The sequence below is a fragment of the Streptomyces vastus genome, from assembly GCF_039532825.1.
GTDB lineage: Bacteria > Actinomycetota > Actinomycetes > Streptomycetales > Streptomycetaceae > Streptomyces > Streptomyces vastus.
Genome location: NZ_BAAASJ010000036.1, coordinates 82,286 through 102,641 on the forward strand (window position 1 = coordinate 82,286; position 20,356 = coordinate 102,641).

Annotated in this window: 30 protein-coding genes; 2 read left to right on the forward strand and 28 right to left on the reverse strand. The window is 67.6% G+C overall.

The annotated features are described in order from the left end of the window. Positions 1–147: 147 nt before the first annotated feature. The 28 genes from rpsK to rpsJ form a co-directional block, all read right to left on the reverse strand. Positions 148–552: a 30S ribosomal protein S11 gene (rpsK, locus tag ABD357_RS18565; protein WP_003948617.1), complete on the reverse strand. Its 405-nt coding sequence runs from the start codon at positions 550–552 to the stop codon at positions 148–150. Between the two features lie 68 nt (positions 553–620). Further along, positions 621–1,001 (reverse strand): 30S ribosomal protein S13, encoded by a 381-nt coding sequence (rpsM, locus tag ABD357_RS18570; protein WP_119102568.1) that lies wholly within the window; start codon positions 999–1,001, stop codon positions 621–623. Positions 1,002–1,228: 227 nt separating this feature from the next. Continuing rightward, positions 1,229–1,342: a 50S ribosomal protein L36 gene (gene rpmJ / locus ABD357_RS18575; protein ID WP_003998809.1), complete on the reverse strand. Its 114-nt coding sequence runs from the start codon at positions 1,340–1,342 to the stop codon at positions 1,229–1,231. Positions 1,343–1,400: 58 nt separating this feature from the next. After that, positions 1,401–1,622 (reverse strand): translation initiation factor IF-1, encoded by a 222-nt coding sequence (infA, locus tag ABD357_RS18580; protein ID WP_003948620.1) that lies wholly within the window; start codon positions 1,620–1,622, stop codon positions 1,401–1,403. Positions 1,623–1,954: 332 nt separating this feature from the next. After that, positions 1,955–2,791, reverse strand: a complete 837-nt coding sequence (gene map / locus ABD357_RS18585) for a type I methionyl aminopeptidase (RefSeq protein WP_344391412.1) — start codon at positions 2,789–2,791, stop codon at positions 1,955–1,957. 114 nt (positions 2,792–2,905) lie between these two features. Then, positions 2,906–3,589 (reverse strand): adenylate kinase, encoded by a 684-nt coding sequence (locus ABD357_RS18590; protein ID WP_344391413.1) that lies wholly within the window; start codon positions 3,587–3,589, stop codon positions 2,906–2,908. Further along, the gene (gene secY, locus ABD357_RS18595; RefSeq protein ID WP_344391414.1) at positions 3,589–4,902 is read right to left on the reverse strand and encodes a preprotein translocase subunit SecY; all 1,314 of its coding nucleotides are present in this window, start codon (positions 4,900–4,902) and stop codon (positions 3,589–3,591) included. The genes ABD357_RS18590 and secY overlap by 1 nt, the downstream gene beginning before the upstream one ends. 245 nt (positions 4,903–5,147) lie before the next feature. After that, the gene (gene rplO / locus ABD357_RS18600; RefSeq protein WP_344391416.1) at positions 5,148–5,603 is read right to left on the reverse strand and encodes a 50S ribosomal protein L15; all 456 of its coding nucleotides are present in this window, start codon (positions 5,601–5,603) and stop codon (positions 5,148–5,150) included. Positions 5,604–5,605: 2 nt separating this feature from the next. Beyond that, entirely contained in the window at positions 5,606–5,788 is a 183-nt protein-coding gene (rpmD, locus tag ABD357_RS18605; RefSeq protein WP_033319647.1) for a 50S ribosomal protein L30, read from the reverse strand. After that, positions 5,788–6,396 (reverse strand): 30S ribosomal protein S5, encoded by a 609-nt coding sequence (gene rpsE / locus ABD357_RS18610; RefSeq protein ID WP_005481208.1) that lies wholly within the window; start codon positions 6,394–6,396, stop codon positions 5,788–5,790. The genes rpmD and rpsE overlap by 1 nt, the downstream gene beginning before the upstream one ends. Positions 6,397–6,435: 39 nt before the next feature. Continuing rightward, positions 6,436–6,819 (reverse strand): 50S ribosomal protein L18, encoded by a 384-nt coding sequence (gene rplR, locus ABD357_RS18615; protein WP_328771079.1) that lies wholly within the window; start codon positions 6,817–6,819, stop codon positions 6,436–6,438. A 3-nt stretch (positions 6,820–6,822) separates the two neighbouring features. Continuing rightward, positions 6,823–7,362, reverse strand: coding sequence for a 50S ribosomal protein L6 (gene rplF, locus ABD357_RS18620; protein WP_344391421.1), 540 nt, complete (start codon positions 7,360–7,362; stop codon positions 6,823–6,825). Between the two features lie 24 nt (positions 7,363–7,386). Further along, positions 7,387–7,785: a 30S ribosomal protein S8 gene (rpsH, locus tag ABD357_RS18625; RefSeq protein ID WP_004984520.1), complete on the reverse strand. Its 399-nt coding sequence runs from the start codon at positions 7,783–7,785 to the stop codon at positions 7,387–7,389. 266 nt (positions 7,786–8,051) lie between these two features. Beyond that, positions 8,052–8,237 (reverse strand): type Z 30S ribosomal protein S14, encoded by a 186-nt coding sequence (locus ABD357_RS18630; RefSeq protein ID WP_003956452.1) that lies wholly within the window; start codon positions 8,235–8,237, stop codon positions 8,052–8,054. A gap of 5 nt (positions 8,238–8,242) precedes the next feature. After that, positions 8,243–8,800, reverse strand: coding sequence for a 50S ribosomal protein L5 (gene rplE / locus ABD357_RS18635; protein WP_344391424.1), 558 nt, complete (start codon positions 8,798–8,800; stop codon positions 8,243–8,245). Then, complete coding sequence (gene rplX / locus ABD357_RS18640; protein WP_016434629.1) at positions 8,800–9,123, reverse strand: 50S ribosomal protein L24; 324 nt, start codon at positions 9,121–9,123, stop codon at positions 8,800–8,802. The genes rplE and rplX overlap by 1 nt, the downstream gene beginning before the upstream one ends. 2 nt (positions 9,124–9,125) lie before the next feature. After that, positions 9,126–9,494, reverse strand: coding sequence for a 50S ribosomal protein L14 (gene rplN, locus ABD357_RS18645; protein WP_003998823.1), 369 nt, complete (start codon positions 9,492–9,494; stop codon positions 9,126–9,128). A gap of 353 nt (positions 9,495–9,847) precedes the next feature. Next, on the reverse strand, positions 9,848–10,135 hold the full coding sequence (rpsQ, locus tag ABD357_RS18650; RefSeq protein WP_344391427.1) for a 30S ribosomal protein S17: 288 nt from the start codon (positions 10,133–10,135) through the stop codon (positions 9,848–9,850). Beyond that, positions 10,135–10,359, reverse strand: a complete 225-nt coding sequence (gene rpmC, locus ABD357_RS18655; RefSeq protein WP_003998824.1) for a 50S ribosomal protein L29 — start codon at positions 10,357–10,359, stop codon at positions 10,135–10,137. The genes rpsQ and rpmC overlap by 1 nt, the downstream gene beginning before the upstream one ends. Further along, positions 10,359–10,778: a 50S ribosomal protein L16 gene (gene rplP, locus ABD357_RS18660; protein WP_344391429.1), complete on the reverse strand. Its 420-nt coding sequence runs from the start codon at positions 10,776–10,778 to the stop codon at positions 10,359–10,361. The genes rpmC and rplP overlap by 1 nt, the downstream gene beginning before the upstream one ends. A 5-nt stretch (positions 10,779–10,783) precedes the next feature. Next, a complete protein-coding gene (gene rpsC, locus ABD357_RS18665; RefSeq protein ID WP_344391430.1) occupies positions 10,784–11,620 on the reverse strand; it encodes a 30S ribosomal protein S3 in 837 nt (278 codons plus the stop codon). Then, on the reverse strand, positions 11,620–11,967 hold the full coding sequence (rplV, locus tag ABD357_RS18670; RefSeq protein WP_003974262.1) for a 50S ribosomal protein L22: 348 nt from the start codon (positions 11,965–11,967) through the stop codon (positions 11,620–11,622). The genes rpsC and rplV overlap by 1 nt, the downstream gene beginning before the upstream one ends. A 40-nt stretch (positions 11,968–12,007) precedes the next feature. Next, positions 12,008–12,289, reverse strand: coding sequence for a 30S ribosomal protein S19 (rpsS, locus tag ABD357_RS18675; RefSeq protein WP_007384069.1), 282 nt, complete (start codon positions 12,287–12,289; stop codon positions 12,008–12,010). Positions 12,290–12,301: 12 nt separating this feature from the next. Further along, positions 12,302–13,138, reverse strand: a complete 837-nt coding sequence (gene rplB, locus ABD357_RS18680) for a 50S ribosomal protein L2 (RefSeq protein WP_189933359.1) — start codon at positions 13,136–13,138, stop codon at positions 12,302–12,304. Positions 13,139–13,176: 38 nt separating this feature from the next. Further along, entirely contained in the window at positions 13,177–13,593 is a 417-nt protein-coding gene (gene rplW, locus ABD357_RS18685) for a 50S ribosomal protein L23 (RefSeq protein ID WP_344391432.1), read from the reverse strand. After that, on the reverse strand, positions 13,593–14,261 hold the full coding sequence (rplD, locus tag ABD357_RS18690) for a 50S ribosomal protein L4 (RefSeq protein WP_344391433.1): 669 nt from the start codon (positions 14,259–14,261) through the stop codon (positions 13,593–13,595). Before rplD ends, rplW begins: the two co-directional genes overlap by 1 nt. Before the next feature lie 8 nt (positions 14,262–14,269). Then, positions 14,270–14,914 (reverse strand): 50S ribosomal protein L3, encoded by a 645-nt coding sequence (gene rplC, locus ABD357_RS18695; RefSeq protein ID WP_344391434.1) that lies wholly within the window; start codon positions 14,912–14,914, stop codon positions 14,270–14,272. A 17-nt stretch (positions 14,915–14,931) separates the two neighbouring features. Beyond that, the gene (gene rpsJ, locus ABD357_RS18700) at positions 14,932–15,240 is read right to left on the reverse strand and encodes a 30S ribosomal protein S10 (RefSeq protein WP_003948644.1); all 309 of its coding nucleotides are present in this window, start codon (positions 15,238–15,240) and stop codon (positions 14,932–14,934) included. 528 nt (positions 15,241–15,768) lie between these two features. Here rpsJ and ABD357_RS18705 point away from each other — a divergent pair. Further along, positions 15,769–17,430, forward strand: a complete 1,662-nt coding sequence (locus ABD357_RS18705; RefSeq protein ID WP_344391435.1) for an RNA ligase family protein — start codon at positions 15,769–15,771, stop codon at positions 17,428–17,430. 6 nt (positions 17,431–17,436) lie between these two features. After that, positions 17,437–20,355, forward strand: a complete 2,919-nt coding sequence (locus tag ABD357_RS18710; protein WP_344391436.1) for a poly(A) polymerase — start codon at positions 17,437–17,439, stop codon at positions 20,353–20,355. Position 20,356: the final 1 nt, after the last annotated feature.

Below are 20,356 nucleotides of genomic sequence, written 5' to 3' on the forward strand. Positions count from 1 at the left end.
CGTTCCTTCTGTCAGGGGCGCCCGCTATTTGACGCCCTGCCACCGGGCGGTAGCCCGATATGGAAACTGTGTTACAAGGGTACGGGCGATACGACTCCGAAGAGCCATACCGCCCGAAATCCTCAAACCAAGCAGCCGTACGTCAGGTCAGACGCGACGGCGCTTGGGCGGACGGCAGCCGTTGTGCGGGGTGGGCGTGACGTCCTGGATGGAGCCGACCTCGAGCCCGGTCGCCTGCAGCGAACGGATGGCGGTCTCACGACCCGAACCCGGGCCCTTGACGAACACATCCACCTTGCGCATGCCGTGCTCCTGCGCGCGGCGGGCGGCCGACTCGGCGGCCATCTGCGCGGCGAAGGGGGTCGACTTGCGCGAGCCCTTGAAGCCGACGTGGCCGGCGGAGGCCCAGGAGATCACGTTGCCGGTCGGGTCGGTGATCGAAACGATGGTGTTGTTGAACGTGCTCTTGATGTGCGCGTGGCCGTGAGCGACGTTCTTCTTTTCCTTGCGGCGCACCTTCTTGGCAGCGCCCTGACGTCCCTTGGGGGGCATCTATAACTCCTACGGGGAGGTGGTCGGTCCTACAGCGAAGACCGCTGGACGGCGAAGTCCGCTGCGGACTACTTCTTGCCCGGCTTCTTCTTACCGGCGATGGCGCGACGCGGACCCTTGCGGGTACGGGCGTTGGTGCTGGTGCGCTGACCGTGGACGGGCAGGCCACGACGGTGACGCAGACCCTGGTAGCAGCCGATCTCCACCTTGCGGCGGATGTCGGCCTGAACCTCACGACGGAGGTCACCCTCGGTCTTGATGTTGTTGTCCACGTACTCGCGGATCTTGACCAGCTCCTCCTCGGAGAGGTCGCGAACGCGGGTGTTCGGGTTGACGCCGGTCTCGGCCAGCGTCTTCTGCGAGAGGGTCCGGCCGATGCCGAACACGTAGGTGAGGGCAACCTCCACGCGCTTTTCGCGCGGGATGTCAACACCGGAAACGCGTGCCATTCAATGGCTCCAGTTGTCGTTCGGAGGTCTTCCGCAGAACCGCCTCCCGCCCGCCGTCCTCTCGGACTCCAAAGACTCTTGGACTCCAGGATTCGGTACGAACCGGGTCCCCGGCCTCCGACCGGGGGTATCGGATCCTTGCTGAACACGGGATCCGGGCCCTGCGTATGAACATGTACTGCTTGCGTCGCGCGAAGAATCTGCGGATGCAGAAGGTTGGTCGTGCGTCAGCCCTGGCGCTGCTTGTGGCGCGGGTTTTCGCAGATGACCATGACCCGACCGTGACGGCGGATCACCCTGCACTTGTCGCAGATCTTCTTGACGCTCGGCTTGACCTTCATTGGGTGAGGTTCTCCGGGTCAGTGCCACCACCCCGCGGGAGCGGGGCACAGGCAAGATCTACTTGTACCGGTAGACGATCCGGCCACGCGTCAGGTCGTACGGAGACAGCTCCACCACGACCCGGTCGTCAGGGAGGATGCGGATGTAGTGCATGCGCATCTTGCCGCTGATGTGTGCCAGGACCTGGTGGCCGTTCTGGAGCTCGACCTTGAACATGGCGTTCGGAAGAGACTCGACGACAGTGCCCTCGATCTCGATGGCACCTTGCTTCTTGGCCACGCTTCGCCCTTCGAATCGACTACCTTGATCGGCTCCAACAACCGCATGCAGACATGCGGGTACACAAGAGCCGACGAGTCAGTCTACGTCAGGGCCATCAGAAACACGAATTGAGAGCCTGCCCACCCAGGAAGATCCTTAAGCGGACGGACGGCGTGCGCCCCGTTTACAGCTCGGCGGGGGCGCCCCTTAGGGGCGCGGGGAACTGCGCGCCCAGCCACAACGAACCCGCACCCGAGACACGACCGACCCACCCACCCCCTTGTGGGGGCCTGGGGGCGCCGCCCACAGTTACGGGAAGGGGCGGGTCTGGGGAAAGAAAACCTCCCCCGTCACCCCAGCGGATCAGGCGCAGCCACGACCCCGTACTCGGCGAGCTTCGCCTTGCCCCCGTCCGGAGCCGTCAGCACGAGCGGCCCCGCCTCCGTCAAGGCAACCGAGTGCTCCCAGTGAGACGACCACGTCCCATCAGTGGTGATGACCGTCCAGTCATCCGAGAGAACCTCGGTCTTGGCCGTCCCCAAAGACACCATCGGCTCAATGGCGAGACAGAACCCGGGCACCAACTTCGGCCCCCGCCCCCGCCGCCGCTCGACATAGTTCAACAGATGCGGATCCATGTGCATCTCCGTACCGATGCCATGCCCGCCGTAGTCCTCGATGATCCCGTACCGCCCACCACCGGGCTTGGGCTGCCGCCGGATATACGTCTCAATGGCACGGGAGACATCGACAAGCCGATGCCCCACCTTCATCGCAGCGATCCCCGCCCACATCGACTCCTCGGTCACCCGAGAGAGCTCAACGAACTCGGGCGCATGCCCGCCCCCCACAAACGCGGTGTACGCCGCATCCCCGTGCCACCCGTCCACAATCGCGCCCGCGTCGATGGAGATGATGTCGCCGTCCTTGAGAACGACGTCGTCACTGGGGATGCCATGGACGACGACCTCGTTCGCGGAGGTGCAGATCGTCGCGGGAAACCCTCCGTACCCCAGGAAGTTCGACTTCGCCCCGTGCTCATCCAGCACCTTGCGGGCAACCTCGTCGAGATCCTTGGTCGTGGCCCCGGGCACCGCCGCTTCACGCGTCGCCTTGTGGATGGCGGCGACAACAAGCCCCGCCTCGCGCATCTTGGCGATCTGCTCGGGCGTCTTGATCTGCACCATGGGGCCTGCGCTCTCCGTCTTCTGTGCCACAAACTCGGCGACGTCACAAAGTTCCGTACACAACAGTACGGCCGCAGTGCCCCGAGGGGCACCGCGGCCGAATCAGCGGGACGACTACGCGCTCGCGTCGCCCTCAGAGCCCTCGTCGTCCTCACGCTTGAGCGCGTCCATCGCCCGCCGCGTGACCTCGTCCACCTTGCCGAGCGCCGAGATCGTCACCACCAGGCCCTGGGCCCGGTAGTAGTCGATGATCGGCTCGGTCTGCGTGTGGTAGACCTCGAGCCGGCGGCGGACGGTCTCCTCGGAGTCGTCGTCGCGCTGGTACAGCTCACCGCCGCAGACGTCGCAGACGCCTTCCTTCTTCGCCGGGCTGTACGCCACGTGGAAGACATGGCTCGAGTCCCTGCGGCAGATGCGGCGGCCGGCGATGCGCTTGACCACCTCGTCCTCGGGGACCTCCAGGTCCAGCACCGCGTCCAGCTCCACCTCGTCGGCCTTCAGCGCCTGGTCCAGCGCCTCGGCCTGCGAGACGTTGCGCGGAAAGCCGTCCAGCAGGAAGCCGTTCTCGGCGTCGGGCTGCTCCATGCGGTCCCGCGCCATCCCGATGGTGACCTCGTCCGGTACCAGGTTCCCCGCGTCCATGTAGGACTTGGCGAGTTTGCCGAGTTCCGTCTGCTGGTTGATGTTGGAGCGGAAGAGATCGCCCGTTGAGATGTGCGGGATCGATAGGTTCTTGGCGAGAAACGCGGCCTGCGTTCCCTTGCCTGCACCAGGCGGCCCAACGAGGACGATTCGCATCAGCGGAGGAACCCTTCGTAATTGCGCTGCTGGAGCTGGCTCTCAATCTGCTTCACCGTCTCCAGACCCACACCCACGATGATCAGGATGCTGGTGCCGCCGAACGGGAAGTTCTGGTTGGCGCCGAAGCCCGCCAACGCCACTGTCGGCACAAGAGCGATCAGACCCAGGTACAGCGAACCCGGCCAGGTGATCCGGTTGAGTACGTATCCCAGGTACTCAGCGGTCGGTCGGCCAGCCCGGATTCCCGGGATGAAGCCACCATACTTCTTCATGTTGTCCGCGACTTCCTCGGGGTTGAACGAGATCGCCACGTAGAAGAACGCGAAGAAAATGATCAGGAAGAAGTAGAGGATGATGTGCGGCGTCGCGGCCGTATCCGCGAGATTCTTCTCGATCCAGGTCTTCCAGCCGGAGTTTCCACCGGCAAATTGCGCGATCAGCGCCGGGATGTAGAGCAGCGACGAGGCAAAGATCACAGGGATGATGCCCGCCTGGTTGACCTTCAGCGGGATGTACGTCGACGTGCCGCCGTAGGAGCGGCGGCCGATCATCCGCTTCGCGTACTGGACAGGGATACGGCGCTGGGCCTGCTCGACGAAGACCACCAGGCCGACCATGAACAGGCCGACCGCGATCACGGTGCCGAACTCGATCCAGCCGCCCGCGAGGTTGCCCTGCTGCTTGATGGCCCACAGCGCCGACGGGAAGGTCGCGGCGATCGAGATGAACATCAGGATCGACATGCCGTTGCCGATGCCGCGGTCGGTGATGAGCTCACCGAGCCACATGACGGTGGCCGTACCGGCGGTCATGGTGATGACCATCGTGATCGTCACGAAGACCGACTGGTCGGGCACGATCTGGGTGGCGACGGGGCAGCCCTGGAACAGCGCACCCGTACGGGCGGTGGCCACCAGGCCGGTGCCTTGGAGGATGGCCAGTGCCACCGTGAGATAACGGGTGTACTGCGTGATCTTCGCCGTGCCGGCCTGGCCCTCCTTCTTGAGGGCTTCCAGACGCGGGATCACCACGGTCAGCAGCTGCAGAATGATGCTCGCCGTGATGTACGGCATGATGCCGAGCGCGAAGACCGTGATCTGCAGCAGAGCGCCACCGCTGAACATGTTGACCAGGCCGAACAGGCCCTGGTTCGCGTTGGCATTGTCGATACAGGTCTGGACGTTCCTGTAGTCCACGCCCGGGATCGGGATGTGTGTACCGATCCGGTAGATCACGATGATGCCGAGCGTGAAGAGCAGCTTCTTGCGCAGGTCGGGCGTCTTGAACGCCCGGGCGAACGCGGTGAGCACGGTGCCTCCTGCGACCCCCGCGCAACTGCGTCAGAGGTGACGGTCTTGAGGTTCGACGAGTAAACGGACAGCTAACTAACAGTCAGAAGCCGCCTGAAGTTCCCAGTGGGCACACCAGGCGAAAATGAGCAGTGCTGGCCACCATACCCGCGGCACAGCTTTCCTTGGAACGACCGACCGGGGATGCCCCATTTGTGGGGCATCCCCGGTCGGGTGCGCTCAAGTCATCGAGGCGTCCGTGGAGTTCAGACGAGCTCGGTGACGGTGCCGCCGGCGGCGGTGATCTTCTCCTTGGCGGAGGTGGAGGCCGCGTCGACCTTCACCTCGAGTGCCACGGAGATCTCGCCCTGGCCGAGGACCTTGACAAGGCTGTTCTTGCGAACGGCGCCCTTGGCGACCAGATCGGCCACCGTGACCTCGCCGCCCTCGGGGTAGAGCGCGGCCAGCTTGTCCAGGTTCACGACCTGGTACTCGGTCTTGAACGGGTTCTTGAAGCCCTTCAGCTTCGGGAGCCGCATGTGGAGGGGCATCTGGCCACCCTCGAAGCGCTCCGGAACCTGGTAGCGGGCCTTCGTGCCCTTGGTACCACGACCGGCCGTCTTACCCTTCGAGGCCTCACCACGACCGACACGGGTCTTGGCGGTCTTGGCGCCCGGGGCGGGACGGAGGTTGTGGATCTTGAGCGGGTTCTGCTCCGCCATGATCAGTCGACCTCCTCGACCGTCACGAGGTGGCGGACGGTGTGCACCATGCCGCGGAACTCGGGGCGGTCCTCCTTGACGACCACGTCGTTGATCCTCTTCAGACCAAGCGAACGCAGCGTGTCACGGTGGTTCTGCTTGCTGCCGATGTACGACTTCGTCTGCGTGATCTTGAGCTGAGCCATTACGCAGCACCAGCCCCGGCACGCGCACGCAGCAGAGCCGCGGGAGCAACGTCCTCGAGGGGCAGGCCGCGGCGGGCCGCGATCTCCTCGGGACGCTGCAGACCCTTCAGGGCCGCCACGGTCGCGTGCACGATGTTGATCGCGTTGGACGAGCCGAGCGACTTCGACAGGATGTCGTGAACGCCGGCGCACTCGAGCACGGCACGCACCGGGCCACCGGCGATAACGCCGGTACCGGGGGAAGCAGGCTTGAGCAGGACGACGCCCGCGGCCTTCTCGCCCGTGATCGGGTGCGGGATGGTGCCCTGGATACGGGGGACCTTGAAGAAGTGCTTCTTGGCCTCCTCGACACCCTTGGCGATGGCGGCCGGCACCTCCTTGGCCTTGCCGTAACCGACACCCACGGTGCCGTCACCGTCGCCCACCACGACCAGCGCGGTGAAGCTGAAGCGACGACCACCCTTCACAACCTTGGCGACGCGGTTGATCGCGACGACGCGCTCAACGTACGCGGTCTTCTCGGCGGCAGCTGCGCCGCCGTCACGGCCCTTCCGGTCCCGCCGCTCGCCGCCACCGGCACCGCTTCCGCGGCGCTGGGGTCCAGCCATTGGATTTACCTCTCTCTGTTTCCGCTAGCTACGGCAGGCTCAGAACTTGAGCCCGGCTTCGCGGGCGGCGTCCGCCAGGGCGGCGATGCGCCCCGCGTACTGGTTGCCACCACGGTCGAACACGACGGCCTCGACACCCGCGGCCTTCGCACGCTCGGCGACCAGGGCGCCGACCTGCTTGGCCTGCGCGGACTTGTCGCCCTCGGCACCGCGGATCGAGGTGTCCAGGGTGGACGCCGACGCAAGGGTGTGCCCCTTGAGGTCGTCGATCACCTGGGCCACGATGTGGCGGTTCGAGCGCGTCACGACCAGGCGGGGACGCTCAGCCGTACCCGAGACCTTCTTACGGATCCGGATGTGACGCCGCTTGATGGCAGCACGCTTGTAGGCGTCGCCCTTGGCGATCTTCTGCCCGTATGCCATGGCTTACTTACCCGCCTTTCCGACCTTGCGGCGGATGACTTCGCCCTCGTACTTGACGCCCTTGGCCTTGTACGGGTCGGGCTTGCGCAGCTTGCGGATGTTGGCCGCAACCTCGCCGACCTTCTGCTTGTCGATGCCCTCGACCGAGAACCGCGTCGGGTTCTCGACCTTGAAGGTGATGCCCTCGGGGGCCTCGACCAGGATCGGGTGGCTGTAGCCGAGCGAGAACTCCAGGTTGGAACCCTTGGCCAGGACTCGGTAACCGACACCGCTGATCTCGAGCTTCTTCACGTAACCCGCGGTCACGCCGGTGATCATGTTCGCCACCAGCGTGCGGGACAGGCCGTGCAGGGCCTTGTTCTGACGCTCGTCGTTCGGGCGGGTGACATTGAGAATGCCGTCCTCGCCCTTAGCGATCTCGATCGGCGCCGCGACGGTGTGGGAGAGGGTGCCCTTGGGGCCCTTCACCTGGACCGTACGGCCATCGATGGTGACGTCCACGCCGGCGGGAACCGTGATGGGGAGCTTGCCAATGCGCGACATAGCTGTTTCCTCCGTTCCCTTCCGCTACCAGACGTAGGCGAGGACTTCTCCGCCTACGCCCTTCTTGCCGGCCTGCTTGTCGGTGAGGAGCCCGTGAGACGTGGAGATGATCGCCACGCCCAGGCCGCCGAGCACCTTCGGCAGGTTGGTGGACTTCGCGTACACCCGGAGACCGGGCTTGGAGATCCGCTTGATGCCCGCGATGGAGCGCTCACGGTTCGGGCCGAACTTCAGCTCGAGAACGAGGTTCTTGCCGACCTCGGCGTCCTCGACCTTCCAGCCCGTGATGAAGCCCTCCTGCTGGAGGATCTCCGCGATGTGCGACTTGATCTTGCTGTGCGGCATAGCCACGGAGTCGTGGTACGCCGAGTTCGCGTTACGCAGACGCGTCAGCATGTCTGCGATCGGATCAGTCATGGTCATGAATTGGCCTTCGGCCTCTCTCGCCGGGGTTTCCTGGTGCGCCATCCCTCTCCCCGATCCGAGACGGGACGGGTGCGGCGCGGTGGACCTACGGCGTAGTAAGTCGTACGGGCGTCCAGGCGCCCAACCCTCCAAGCCTAAGCCATGGAAGGGTGGGCACCTGACCGAGCCCTTTACTTACCGAGAGCCCTGACAATCCCAATCCAGCCTGTCGGCCCGAAGGGCCGCCCTTGAGGGGCGGTGGTCGGGCGACGGGTGGGCGGGAATTACCAGGAGCTCTTGGTCACGCCCGGCAGCTCGCCACGGTGAGCCATCTCACGAAGGCACACGCGGCAGAGGCCGAACTTGCGGTACACGGAATGCGGACGACCGCAGCGCTGGCAGCGGGTGTACGCACGTACACCGAACTTGGGCTTGCGGGCAGCCTTAGCGATCAGAGCCTTCTTCGCCATCTCGCTCACGCCTCCTTGAAGGGGAAGCCGAGGTGACGAAGGAGCGCGCGGCCCTCAGCGTCGTTGGTCGCCGTGGTGACCACGGTGATGTCCATACCCCGGACGCGGTCGATCTTGTCCTGGTCGATCTCGTGGAACATGACCTGCTCCGTGAGACCGAAGGTGTAGTTGCCACGGCCGTCGAACTGCTTGGGGGACAGACCGCGGAAGTCGCGGATGCGCGGCAGCGCGAGCGACAGGGTGCGGTCCAGGAACTCCCACATGCGGTCGCCACGAAGCGTGACGTGGGCACCGATCGGCTGGCCCTCACGCAGCTTGAACTGCGCGATGGACTTACGGGCCTTGGTGACGGCCGGCTTCTGACCGGTGATCGTGGTGAGGTCGCGGATGGCGCCCTCGATCAGCTTGGAGTCGCGGGCGGCGTCGCCCACACCCATGTTGACCACGATCTTGACGAGGCCGGGGATCTGCATGACGTTCTCGTACTTGAACTCGTCACGCAGCTTGCCCGCGATCTCCTCGCGGTACTTCGTCTTCAGACGCGGAGTGGTGGTGGTCGTCATCAGATGTCCTCACCCGTCCGCTTGGCAACGCGGATCTTGTTGCCTTCGTCGTCGAAGCGGTAGCCGACACGCGTGACGACCTTCTTGCCGTCCTTCTCAACGACCAGCTGGACGTTGGAGACGTGGATCGGCGCCTCGGTCGTGACGATGCCGCCGGCCTGCGAACCGCGAGCCGTCGGACCGGCCTTGGTGTGCTTCTTGACCCGGTTGACACCCTCGACCAGGACACGCTCGTCGCGCGGGTAAGCGGCAATGACCTTGCCCTGCTTGCCCTTGTCCTTGCCGGTGATGACCTGGACCAGGTCGCCCTTCTTGATCTTCATGCTTACAGCACCTCCGGCGCGAGCGAGATGATCTTCATGAACTTCTTCTCGCGCAGCTCACGGCCAACGGGGCCGAAGATACGGGTGCCGCGAGGGTCGCCGTCGTTCTTGAGAATGACAGCGGCGTTCTCGTCGAAGCGGATGTACGAGCCGTCCGGACGGCGGCGCTCCTTGACGGTGCGAACGATGACCGCCTTGACGACGTCACCCTTCTTCACGTTGCCACCGGGGATCGCGTCCTTGACGGTGGCGACGATGACGTCACCGATGCCCGCGTAGCGGCGACCGGAGCCACCGAGCACACGGATGCAAAGGATTTCCTTCGCCCCCGTGTTGTCGGCGACGCGCAGTCGCGACTCCTGCTGGATCACGTCTATCTCCTGTTTGTCTGCCGGTTCCCGCAGGGACCTTGTCGGGCCGAACCTGCGAGCCTGGCGGAACCGTCCTGCGAGTTGCTCCCGCAGGAATTACTTGTGCCTCTGGAGGCGAAAACCCTCGCTGAGGGCTCAGCACCACCGGCGCTGAGGCCGGAGGCGGCGCGCCGCCCCTGGCCGGTAGCCTCGTGGGCCCGGCCGCAGGCCTCCCGGCGGACTCCGCGAGTCGCCTCGCGAGCCCGCCGTCGGGCCTGACGCCGGATCCCTTGCCGGGGGCCTTCGCCCACCCGGCCCGGGGGCCTGGGGCGGAGCCCCCAGCGGGGGTCAGCGGGGGCGGAACCCCCGCTTGATTACTTCGCCTTCTCGAGGATCTCTACGACGCGCCAGCGCTTCGTCGCCGAGAGCGGGCGGGTCTCCATAAGAAGGACCCGGTCACCGATACCGGCGGCGTTCTGCTCGTCGTGCGCCTTGAGCTTGTTCGTACGGCGGATGACCTTGCCGTACAGCGCGTGCTTGACGCGGTCCTCGACGGCGACGACGACGGTCTTGTCCATCTTGTCGCTGACGACCAGACCCTCACGGGTCTTGCGGAAGCCGCGCGCGGCCTTCGTCTCTTCAGTCACGTTGTTCTCGCTCATCAGGCGCTCTCCACCGTCTCGATGCCCAGCTCGCGCTCACGCATCAGGGTGTAGATCCGCGCGATGTCCTTACGGACCGCCTTCAGACGGCCGTGGTTCTCGAGCTGGCCGGTCGCCGCCTGGAAGCGGAGGTTGAACAGCTCTTCCTTGGCCTCGCGAAGCTTCGCAAGAAGCTCCTCGTCGCCCAGTTCGCGCAGCTCGGACGCCTTGGTACCGGCCGACATCACGCTTCACCTGCCTCGCGCCGCACGATGCGGCACTTCATCGGAAGCTTGTGAGCAGCGCGGGTAAGCGCCTCACGCGCAGTCTTCTCGTTCGGGTAGGACAGCTCGAACATCACCCGACCGGGCTTGACGTTCGCGACCCACCACTCCGGGGAACCCTTACCGGAACCCATGCGGGTCTCGGCGGGCTTCTTCGTGAGGGGACGGTCCGGGTAGATGTTGATCCAGACCTTGCCGCCACGCTTGATGTGACGGGTCATCGCGATACGAGCGGCCTCGATCTGGCGGTTCGTCACGTACGCCGGGGTCAGCGCCTGGATGCCGTACTCGCCGAACGCGACCTCAGTACCACCCTTGGCCATACCACTGCGCTTGGGGTGGTGCTGCTTACGGTGCTTGACCCTACGGGGGATCAGCATGTCGGTCAGCTCTCCTTTCCGGCAGCGCTGGGCTCGGCAGCCGCCGCCGCGGGAGCCTCGGCCTTGGGGGCCTCGGCCGCCGGAGCGGACTGCTGCGGCTTGCGACCGCGACCGCCGCGCTCGCCACCGCGGCCACCACGGGCCGGGCGGTCGGCGCCACCGCGGGCCGGGCGGTTGCCGGCGCGGGCGGCGGCGTTCTCGGCACGGACCTCGGCGATGTTCTTGACGTCGCCCTTGTAGATCCAGACCTTCACACCGATGCGGCCGAAGGTCGTCTTGGCCTCGAAGAAGCCGTAGTCGACGTTCGCGCGGAGCGTGTGCAGGGGCACGCGGCCCTCGCGGTAGAACTCCGAGCGGGACATCTCGGCGCCGCCGAGACGGCCACCACACTGGATCTTGATGCCCTTGGCGCCGGCCTTCATCGTGCCCTGCATGCTCTTACGCATGGCGCGACGGAAGGAGACGCGGGAGGACAGCTGCTCGGCAACGGCCTGAGCAACCAGCTGAGCGTCGGTCTCGGGGCTCTTGACCTCGAGGATGTTCAGCTGGACCTGCTTGCCCGTGAGCTTCTCGAGGTCCCCGCGGATGCGGTCGGCCTCGGCGCCACGGCGGCCGATGACGATGCCCGGACGAGCGGTGTGGATGTCCACCCGCACACGGTCACGGGTGCGCTCGATCTCCACCTTCGAGATACCGGCGCGCTCCATGCCGGACGTCATCATCCGACGGATGGCGACGTCTTCCTTGACGTAGTCCTTGTACAGCTTGTCGGCGTACCAACGCGACTTGAAGTCGGTCGTGACACCGAGCCGGAACCCATGCGGGTTTACCTTCTGGCCCATTACCGGGTTCCTTCCTTGCTGCTGACGACCACGGTGATGTGGCTGGTCCGCTTGCGGATCCGGTAGGCACGGCCCTGGGCGCGCGGACGGAACCGCTTCAGGGTCGGGCCCTCGTCGACGTACGCCTCGGAGATGAAAAGGCTGTCGGCGTCGGTGTGGTCGTAGTTGTGCGCGGCGTTGGCGATGGCGCTGTCCAGCACCTTGCCGACCGGCACGCTCGCGGCCTGCGGGGCGAAACGCAGGACCGCCTGAGCCTCCGTGGCGTCCATGCCACGGATGAGGTCCACCACGCGGCGGGCCTTCATGGGCGTGACGCGGATGTACCGCGCCTGGGCCCTGGCTTCCATGGTTGTCCCTTCAGTGTCTGTCATGGTCATTCACCCCGCCTTAGCGGCGCTTCGACTTCCGGTCGTCCTTGACGTGACCCCGGAAGGTGCGCGTCGGCGAGAACTCGCCGAGCTTGTGGCCGACCATGGACTCGGTGACAAACACCGGGATGTGGGTCTTGCCGTTGTGCACCGCGATCGTGTGGCCCAGCATGGCCGGGACGATCATCGAGCGACGGGACCAGGTCTTGATGACGTTCTTGGAACCGGCTTCGTTCTGGGCGTCCACCTTCTTGATCAGGTGGTCGTCGACGAAGGGCCCCTTCTTGAGACTGCGCGGCATCTAAACCCGCTCCTAGCGCTTCTTGTTCGTCTTGCGGCGGCGGACGATGTACTTGTTCGAGGCCTTCTTGGGCGAACGAGTACGTCCTTCCTTCTGGCCCCAGGGGCTGACCGGGTGGCGACCACCGGAGGTCTTGCCCTCACCACCACCGTGGGGGTGGTCAACCGGGTTCATCGCCACACCGCGAACGGTCGGGCGGACGCCCAGCCAGCGCTTGCGGCCGGCCTTGCCCCAGTTGATGTTGCTCTGCTCGGCGTTGCCGACCTCGCCGACGGTGGCGCGGCAGCGCACGTCGACCAGGCGGATCTCACCGGACGGCATGCGGAGGTGGGCCATCGAGCCCTCCTTCGCGAGCAGCTGCACGGAGGCACCGGCGGAGCGGGCGAACTTGGCGCCGCCACCCGGACGGAGCTCGATCGCGTGGATCGTCGTACCGACCGGGATGTTGCGGAGCGCCAGGTTGTTGCCCGGCTTGATGTCGGCCCCGGGACCGTTCTCCACACGGTCGCCCTGCTGCAGGTTGCGCGGGGCGAGGATGTAGCGCTTCTCGCCGTCCGCGTAGTGCAGCAGCGCGATGCGCGCGGTGCGGTTGGGGTCGTACTCGATGTGCGCGACCTTCGCCGGCACGCCGTCCTTGTCATGGCGACGGAAGTCGATGACGCGGTAGGCGCGCTTGTGGCCACCACCCTGGTGGCGCACGGTCACACGACCGGAATTGTTACGGCCGCCCTTGCTGTGCAGCGGGCGGACCAGCGACTTCTCCGGCGTGGACCGCGTGACCTCGACGAAGTCGGCGACGCTGGAGCCACGGCGGCCCGGCGTAGTCGGCTTGTACTTGCGGATTCCCATTTCTCAGTCCTCGTCCGATATCGGACCAGGGCACTCCGTTAGGAGGCCTGGCCGAAGATGTCGATACGGTCGCCCTCTGCAAGGGTCACGATCGCGCGCTTGGTGTCGGCACGCTTGCCGAAACCAGTGCGGGTCCGCTTGCGCTTGCCCTGGCGGTTGATCGTGTTGACCCCGGTGACCTTGACCGAGAAGACCGCCTGGACGGCCTCCTTGATCTGGGTCTTGTTGGCGCGCGGGTCGACGACGAACGTGTACTTGTTCTCGTCGAGGAGCGCGTAGCTCTTCTCGGAGACGACCGGCTTGATCAGTACGTCACGGGGGTCCGTGTACGACTTGCTCAGCGGCGTCTCGACGGTGTTCTTGCCCTCGGTGGCGTGGCGACGCGCCTTCTTGACGCGCGCCTCCTTGGCCTTCTTCGCGGCCTTCGAGGCGATGGAGGGGTGACGGATAGCCATCAGACCTCGCTCCCTTCAGTGTCGGTGTTCCGCTCGGCACTGGGCGTGCCGGACACGAAGGACTCGAAGGCGGCCTGAGTGAAGACCACGTCGTCCGAGACGAGAACGTCGTACGTGTTCAGCTGGCCCGGCTCCAGGATGTGCACCTGGGGCAGGTTGCGGGCGGAGAGCAGCGAGGCCTCGTCCGCACGGTCGATCACCAGGAGCAGGTTCTTGCGCTCCGAGATCTTGCCGAGCAGGCTCTTGGCAGCCTTCGTGGACGGCGCCTCGCCCTCGACCACGCCGGTGACGACGTGGATGCGGTTGTTGCGGGCCCGGTCGGTGAGGGCGTGGCGCAGGGCCGCGGCCTTCATCTTCTTCGGGGTCCGCTGCGAGTAGTCACGCGGCACGGGACCGTGCACGACGCCACCACCGGCGAACTGCGGAGCGCGGGTCGAGCCCTGGCGCGCACGGCCGGTGCCCTTCTGACGGTAAGGCTTCTTACCGCCACCACGAACCTCGCCGCGGGTCTTGGTCTTGTGTGTGCCCTGACGGGCAGCGGCCAGCTGGGCGACGACGACCTGGTGGATCAGCGGGATGCTGACCTTCTCAACGTCGAAAATCTCCGCGGGGAGCTCGACGGTGCCGGCCTTGTCGCCTGCCGGCGAAAGGATCTCAACAGTGCTCATCGGTTACCTCAGGCCCCCTTGGCCGCGGTGCGGACCAGGACGAGGCCGCCGTTCGGACCGGGAACCGCGCCCTTGATGAGCAGCAGACCCTTCTCCGCGTCAACGGCGTGGACGGTCAGGTTCTGGGTGGTGACCCGCTCGTTGCCCATACGACCCGCCATGCGGAGGCCCTTGAACACACGGCCCGGGGTGGCGCAGCCACCGATGGAGCCGGGAGAGCGGTGCTTGCGCTGGGTACCGTGACCGGCACCGAGGCCACCGAAGTTGTGGCGCTTCATGACACCGGCGAAGCCCTTGCCCTTGCTCTTGCCGGTGACGTCGACCTTCACGCCGGCCTCGAAGGTGTCGGCGGTGATCTCCTGCCCGAGCGTGTACTCGCTGGCGTCCGCGGTGCGGAGCTCCACGAGGTGGCGGCGGGGGGTCACGTCGGCCTTGGCGAAGTGGCCCTTGAGGGGCTTGTTCACCTTGCGCGGGTCGATCTCGCCGAAGGCGATCTGCACGGACTCGTAGCCGTCGGTGTCGTTCGTACGGACCTGGGTGACGACATTGGGCCCGGCCTTGACGACGGTGACGGGAACAACACGGTTGTTCTCGTCCCACACCTGCGTCATGCCGAGCTTCTCGCCCAGGATGCCCTTGATCTGCTTAGCCATTCTCAGATCACCGGCCCCTAGAGCTTGATCTCGATGTCGACGCCGGCCGGGAGGTCGAGTCGCATCAGAGAGTCAACGGTCTTGGGCGTCGGGTCGAGGATGTCGATCAGGCGCTTGTGCGTGCGCATCTCGAAGTGCTCGCGCGAGTCCTTGTACTTGTGCGGCGACTTGATGACGCAGTACACGTTCTTCTCAGTGGGCAGCGGCACCGGGCCCGCGACCGACGCACCAGTACGCGTCACCGTCTCGACGATCTTCTTCGCCGAGGAGTCGATGACCTCGTGGTCGTAGGCCTTGAGCCGGATGCGGATCTTCTGTCCCGCCATGGCTACTCCGTAGTCCTGTCTCTCGTTGAACGCTCTGGCGACCCCGGGGGTACGCGTCTTTCCTCCGACCCACGCGGTCGGGCGTGTCGCTCCCCCGCTGACACAGATATCCACAAGGGATTCCCTGCTAGGGGGTGCGATCACCGACCGCGGAACCGAGGGTGAGACACCCACCGGGCGCCTGGCCGGTACCCCGCTGACACTTCCCGGAAGATTCCCGTACGTCCGCCTCAGCGCTGCCCTGAGAGGCAGTTGAAGCGACGAGTACTGTGGGACTCGCTTCCAGTCCTCCCGGCGGGAGGCGCGCAGCATCGGCACTCAACCGAGCAACCCGGTTAGTCTGCCATACGGGGCGTGGGGCTGGCCAATCGAGCGGTAGAGGGTACCCCCGGGGTGACGTGCGTCAAACCTGGGACCGCGAGCCCGACTCGCTCGGGCCCCTGAACCGCCGCTAATCCGCTCGCCTGCCGCTCCCCCGCGCTCCTACGCTGATCAAGTACGGCGGTTGCCACGGGGGGAGCGTTCACCATGCGTACGCACTACCCACGGACCCGGCATCTGCCCTGGTCGCCCGGCGCGACCGCGGACGATCTCCGGGTCACGGATCTGTCGGGTCTGCGGGGCCGCGAGGTCGTCGTCACCGAGAAGCTCGACGGCGAGAACACCACGCTGTACGCCGACGGCCTGCACGCCCGCTCGCTCGACTCGGCCCACCACCCCTCCCGAACCTGGGTCAAGGCGCTCCAGGGGCGCATCGGTCATGCCATCCCCGAGGGCTGGCGCGTGTCCGGGGAGAACATGTACGCCCGGCATTCGATCGCGTACGAGGACCTGGAGAGCTGGTTCTACGGCTTCTCGGTGTGGGACGCGGACGGCCGCTGCCTGGACTGGGACCGGACTGTCGCGTATTTGCGCGGACTCGGCATCCCCGTGCCGCGCGTGCTGTGGCGGGGCGTGTTCGACGAGCGTGTGCTGCGGGCGCTGCGGCTGGATCCCGTACGGCAGGAGGGATACGTCGTCCGGGCCGTCGCCGCCTTCGGCGCGGAGGAGTTCGGGCAGCGGGTCGCCAAGTGGGTGCGGGCCGGCCATGTGCGGACGGACACGCACTGGATGCACGCGGCCGTCGTGGAGAACGGGCTCGGGGCGGGGGCCGCTCTGTGGGCGGTGCGTTCGGGAGCGGCGGTCGACGTGGAGGCCCTGATGCGTGCAGTGGGGATGGCCGGAGAGGGGGATCCGGGGGCAGTCGCCCGACTCGATCTGGCGGGGCGTTCCGGGGACGACCGGCTCGTCGGCGTACTCGCCGCGCTGCTGCACGGAGGCCGGCGGGCACGGATGGCGGCCAAGATCGCCGCGGCGGCGGGCATGCCGCTCGCGCGCCGGGTCGCGGACCTCGTCGGACTGCACCCTGCACTGCACCGGCCGTATCCGGACGAGGACCGGCGGGCCGGCCTGGTGCGGCTGTCGTACGCCGCCGATCTCGGTCTGCTGCACGCGGTCGCCCGGGCCACGGCGGACACGGACGAGGCACGCGAGCAGGCGGAGTGGTCGGCACTGCACGCCGAGGACATCGACGGCCTGGACGAAGGCGGGCTGCGGGAGACCTTCGCCGGCCTGCCGGGCGACGCGGCCGTCCGGTGCCGGGCCGAGGCGCGCGAGGCGTACGCGCAGGGGCGGATCCGCGGCCTCGACGAGGCCGTCGCCGCCACGTGGCGCTGGCGCTCCGGCGCCTTCCCGAAGCTGATCCAGACGGTCGGCCCCGCGGGCGGCGGCAAGAGCACCTTCGCCCGGGGGCTTCCAGGCGTGGACGCGTACATCTCCCTCGACGACCTGCGCGAGGCCCGCGGTTCACGGGCCGACCAGCGGGCGAACGCGGACGTCCTGCGCGAGGGGCTCGACCGCCTGGACACCGCCCTGGCCGCCGGAGGGACCGTGGTGTGGGACGCCACGTCCCTCAACAAGCAGCAGCGCTCGCTCGTCCACGCGATCGCCCACCGCCGCGACGCCCTGCTCACCCACGCCGTGGTCCTGGTCGACGAGGACGAGCTGATCCGGCGCAACGCCCGCCGTGAGCACCCGGTACCGCCCGAGGTGCTCACCGCCCAGCTGCGCCGCTTCGGCCCGCCGTACGCGGGCGACGCGCACCGCACCTGGTACATCGGAGCGAGCGGGACCGTCGAGGAAGAGGTCTGAGGAACGGTGCGTACGAGCGAGGAGATCTACCACCGGGTGCGCTGGGACGCGCGCTTCGACCCGGCCCGCTTCGTGCTGGGAGTCATGCAGCGCGGCGCCGATCCCAAGCGCGTTCCGCTGCCCACCTTCGTACCGGGCGGCGAGATCCCGTGGCACCGGGTGCTGTTCTTCGAGGCCGACGGCGAGGTGGTGTGGGACCGGAGCACGGGCGTGGACCGGATCGATGCGACGGAGGCCGGGCGGGTGCGGGAGGCACGACGGCTTCGGGCGCCGTTCTTCACGGCCCGTACGCCGTACGCCTGGGACGGCGACGACTGGCGGCCCGCGCGTCCGCCCCACGGGACCGCACCCGCCCCCGGCGCTGTGCGGGTCCTGACCTGGAACACCCTCTGGGACCGGTACGACGCCGACCGCATCGACAGCGCCCGCCGCAGACCGCTGCTCCTGCGGGCCCTGCGGGACGCCGACGTGGACGTGATCGCGCTGCAGGAGGTCGAGGCGGAACTGCTGGGCATGCTGCTGCGGGAGCCATGGGTCCGGGCGGACTGGACGCTGGCCATGGACCCTCGGGCGCGGGACGTGGACGAGTACGGTCTGCTGCTGCTGAGCCGGCTGCCGGTCCGCGAGGCCGCGTTCCACGAGCTGGGGCCGCACAAGGCGGTGACCGCGGTGGTCGTGGAGACGGGGGTACGGCCCCTCGTCGTCGCCGCGACCCACCTCAGCAGCGACCACTCCGAGAACGGTGCCGGCCGACGCGAAGCCGAACTCGCCCGTATCGCCGAGGGGTTGGCGGCCCTGGGTGACGACCTTGTCCTGATGGGCGACTTCAACGACGGCGGGGACACACCGCAGGTGACCCTCGGCATGCGGGACGCGTGGAGCGAGGCGCACGGCGCCGCCGACCGGACGCCGACGTTCGACCCGAGCGCCAACCCGTTGGCCGCGGTCTCCTCCCTGACCGGCCGGGTCTCCCGACTGGACCGGGTGCTGCTGCGCGCGGCTGGCCTGCGGGTACGGACTGCCGAGCTGTACGGCGACACTCCCACGGCCGACGGCCTCCACATCTCCGATCACTACGGGGTACGCGTCGAGTTGGCGGCGCACTCGGCGGACTCGGCCGAGACAGGGGGGTACGACGTCCTCGACGCGCGGCCGACTCCCCGTACGGCCCTGGCGTGGCTCCCGCCCCAGGAGCTGTGGCCGCCCCTCCAGGACATCCGCCGGAACCACGATCCGCAGATCCACCGCTGGCCCCCGCACGTGAACGTCCTCTTCGGCTTCGTACCGGAGCACGCCTTCGAGCAGGCGGCATCCGTGCTCGCGGCGGCCAGGACGGCTCCCTTCGACGCCCGGCTGGAGGGCGTGAACTGGTTCGGCCACCGGGACTACGCGACGGTGTGGCTGGACCCGGCGGCGGCCGACGAGGAGCCATGGGCCGAGCTGCACCGCACCCTCGTACGCCACTTCCCCCACTGCCGAGGCCGCCACGCGGGCTTCACCCCGCACCTGAGCCTGGGCCGCACCACCGACCCGAACAGCCTGGCCGCCGCCTGCGAGGCCCGGCTCACCCCCATGCCGGTCCGGATCGGCGAGCTGGCGCTGCTGTCGCGGCGCGGGGACGAGCCGATGCGGTTGCGGGGGACGGTGACGTTGGGCACGGGAGAGGTGCGGTGGACGGAGGAGGCCCCGCACCACGGGTACGAGGCTGCCGAGCACTACGGGTACGACGCCGGCGATACGGGCGTGGGCTACAGGTTCGGGGACGGGTACGACGCCGCCGACATGGACGTGCCAGGCACGGCTGCGGCAGACACGGCTGTGGCCGACACCGCTGTGGCCGACCGCATCACCCATCGCATCGCGCAGGCCCTCCCCTGCGGCGTCGTACACGTCGTCGGCTCCCGGCGCATGGGCTGCGCACTGCCGGGTGCGGACCTGGACCTGGTGGCGGCGCTCCCCGGCACGGTCGAACTCGCCGCCGTACAGGCGGAGTTGACCAACGCCCTGCCCGAGGCAAGTGACGTACGAGAGGTGGTCGGGGCGCGCGTACCCGGCCTGCGGTTGTGGCTGGACGGGCTGGACGTGGACGTGGTCGTCGTGGCCACCGGATCGATGGACCCCACCGAGGCGGTGCACCGCCGGGCCGAACTGGGCGAGGCGGCGGCGATCGCGCTCAGCGCGGTGAGTGACGCCGACGCGGTACTCGCTTCCGTCGGCACCCACGGACCGGCTTTCGCCCGGCTGGCCACGCAGGTCAAGGCCTGGGCGAAGGCACGCGGCCTGGATTCGGCACCGTTCGGCGGGCTACCGGGCCTGGCCTGGTCCGTCCTGGCGGCCCGTACGGTGCGGGAGGCCGGCGACCTGCCCCCGGCCGATCTCCTACGGCACTTCTTCGCGACGTGGGCGGCCTGGGACTGGCGAGTCCCGGTGGGCGAACCAGGCGAACGGGGCGAACCGTCTCGCCAGTCCCTCCCCCTCACGATCACGACGCCGTCCGATCCGGTCCGCCCCTGCACGGACCAGGTCACGGCGGGCATGCGAGACCTCATCACCCAAGAACTGTTCCGCGCCTGGGAGTTGCTGGACTCGACCCCAGACCCGATCCCGTGGCCCGAGCTGCTGTCCCCTCCCCCACTGCATCGCCGCCACGCGGCCTGGGCGATCGTGACGGCCGGCCCCGGCGCTGACGCGGGCCGGGTACGGGGCAGGATGCGAGCCCTGCTGACCGACCTGTCGGACGGGGCCCCGGCCACCCATGCCTGGCCCCGCCCGTTCACCACGGACCCGCTCCGCTACGCCATCGGCCTGGGCCTCAAGCCACCGGGGTCGGATCGTCTCGCTGCTGTCGCGGAGCGTCGGCTGCGCGGCCTGCCAGGGGTGACGCTGAGCAGAGTTGAAGGCGGTGAGATCCCGACCTTGTATTGAT

Bases quoted from the DNA above. Each gene is read 5' to 3' on its own strand.
- ABD357_RS18590 (WP_344391413.1), bottom strand. From the start codon at position 3,589: ATGCGAATCGTCCTCGTTGGGCCGCCTGGTGCAGGCAAGGGAACGCAG.
- rplD (WP_344391433.1), bottom strand. From the start codon at position 14,261: ATGAGCACTGTTGAGATCCTTTCGCCGGCAGGCGACAAGGCCGGCACC.
- rpsK (WP_003948617.1), bottom strand. From the start codon at position 552: ATGCCCCCCAAGGGACGTCAGGGCGCTGCCAAGAAGGTGCGCCGCAAG.
- rpsS (WP_007384069.1), bottom strand. From the start codon at position 12,289: ATGCCGCGCAGTCTCAAGAAGGGGCCCTTCGTCGACGACCACCTGATC.
- rplP (WP_344391429.1), bottom strand. From the start codon at position 10,778: ATGCTGATCCCCCGTAGGGTCAAGCACCGTAAGCAGCACCACCCCAAG.
- rplB (WP_189933359.1), bottom strand. From the start codon at position 13,138: ATGGGAATCCGCAAGTACAAGCCGACTACGCCGGGCCGCCGTGGCTCC.
- rplV (WP_003974262.1), bottom strand. From the start codon at position 11,967: ATGGAAGCCAGGGCCCAGGCGCGGTACATCCGCGTCACGCCCATGAAG.
- ABD357_RS18705 (WP_344391435.1), top strand. From the start codon at position 15,769: ATGCGTACGCACTACCCACGGACCCGGCATCTGCCCTGGTCGCCCGGC.
- rplW (WP_344391432.1), bottom strand. From the start codon at position 13,593: ATGGCTATCCGTCACCCCTCCATCGCCTCGAAGGCCGCGAAGAAGGCC.
- rpsE (WP_005481208.1), bottom strand. From the start codon at position 6,396: ATGGCTGGACCCCAGCGCCGCGGAAGCGGTGCCGGTGGCGGCGAGCGG.
- rpmC (WP_003998824.1), bottom strand. From the start codon at position 10,359: ATGTCGGCCGGTACCAAGGCGTCCGAGCTGCGCGAACTGGGCGACGAG.
- rplF (WP_344391421.1), bottom strand. From the start codon at position 7,362: ATGTCGCGCATTGGCAAGCTCCCCATCACGGTTCCCGCCGGCGTGGAC.
- rpsM (WP_119102568.1), bottom strand. From the start codon at position 1,001: ATGGCACGCGTTTCCGGTGTTGACATCCCGCGCGAAAAGCGCGTGGAG.
- rpmD (WP_033319647.1), bottom strand. From the start codon at position 5,788: ATGGCTCAGCTCAAGATCACGCAGACGAAGTCGTACATCGGCAGCAAG.
- rpsJ (WP_003948644.1), bottom strand. From the start codon at position 15,240: ATGGCGGGACAGAAGATCCGCATCCGGCTCAAGGCCTACGACCACGAG.
- rplR (WP_328771079.1), bottom strand. From the start codon at position 6,819: ATGGCATACGGGCAGAAGATCGCCAAGGGCGACGCCTACAAGCGTGCT.
- rplO (WP_344391416.1), bottom strand. From the start codon at position 5,603: ATGGCGGAGCAGAACCCGCTCAAGATCCACAACCTCCGTCCCGCCCCG.
- ABD357_RS18630 (WP_003956452.1), bottom strand. From the start codon at position 8,237: ATGGCGAAGAAGGCTCTGATCGCTAAGGCTGCCCGCAAGCCCAAGTTC.
- rpsH (WP_004984520.1), bottom strand. From the start codon at position 7,785: ATGACCATGACTGATCCGATCGCAGACATGCTGACGCGTCTGCGTAAC.
- rpsQ (WP_344391427.1), bottom strand. From the start codon at position 10,135: ATGAGCGAGAACAACGTGACTGAAGAGACGAAGGCCGCGCGCGGCTTC.
- rplX (WP_016434629.1), bottom strand. From the start codon at position 9,123: ATGAAGATCAAGAAGGGCGACCTGGTCCAGGTCATCACCGGCAAGGAC.
- rpmJ (WP_003998809.1), bottom strand. From the start codon at position 1,342: ATGAAGGTCAAGCCGAGCGTCAAGAAGATCTGCGACAAGTGCAGGGTG.
- rplC (WP_344391434.1), bottom strand. From the start codon at position 14,914: ATGGCTAAGCAGATCAAGGGCATCCTGGGCGAGAAGCTCGGCATGACG.
- rpsC (WP_344391430.1), bottom strand. From the start codon at position 11,620: ATGGGCCAGAAGGTAAACCCGCATGGGTTCCGGCTCGGTGTCACGACC.
- rplE (WP_344391424.1), bottom strand. From the start codon at position 8,800: ATGACGACCACCACCACTCCGCGTCTGAAGACGAAGTACCGCGAGGAG.
- map (WP_344391412.1), bottom strand. From the start codon at position 2,791: ATGGTGCAGATCAAGACGCCCGAGCAGATCGCCAAGATGCGCGAGGCG.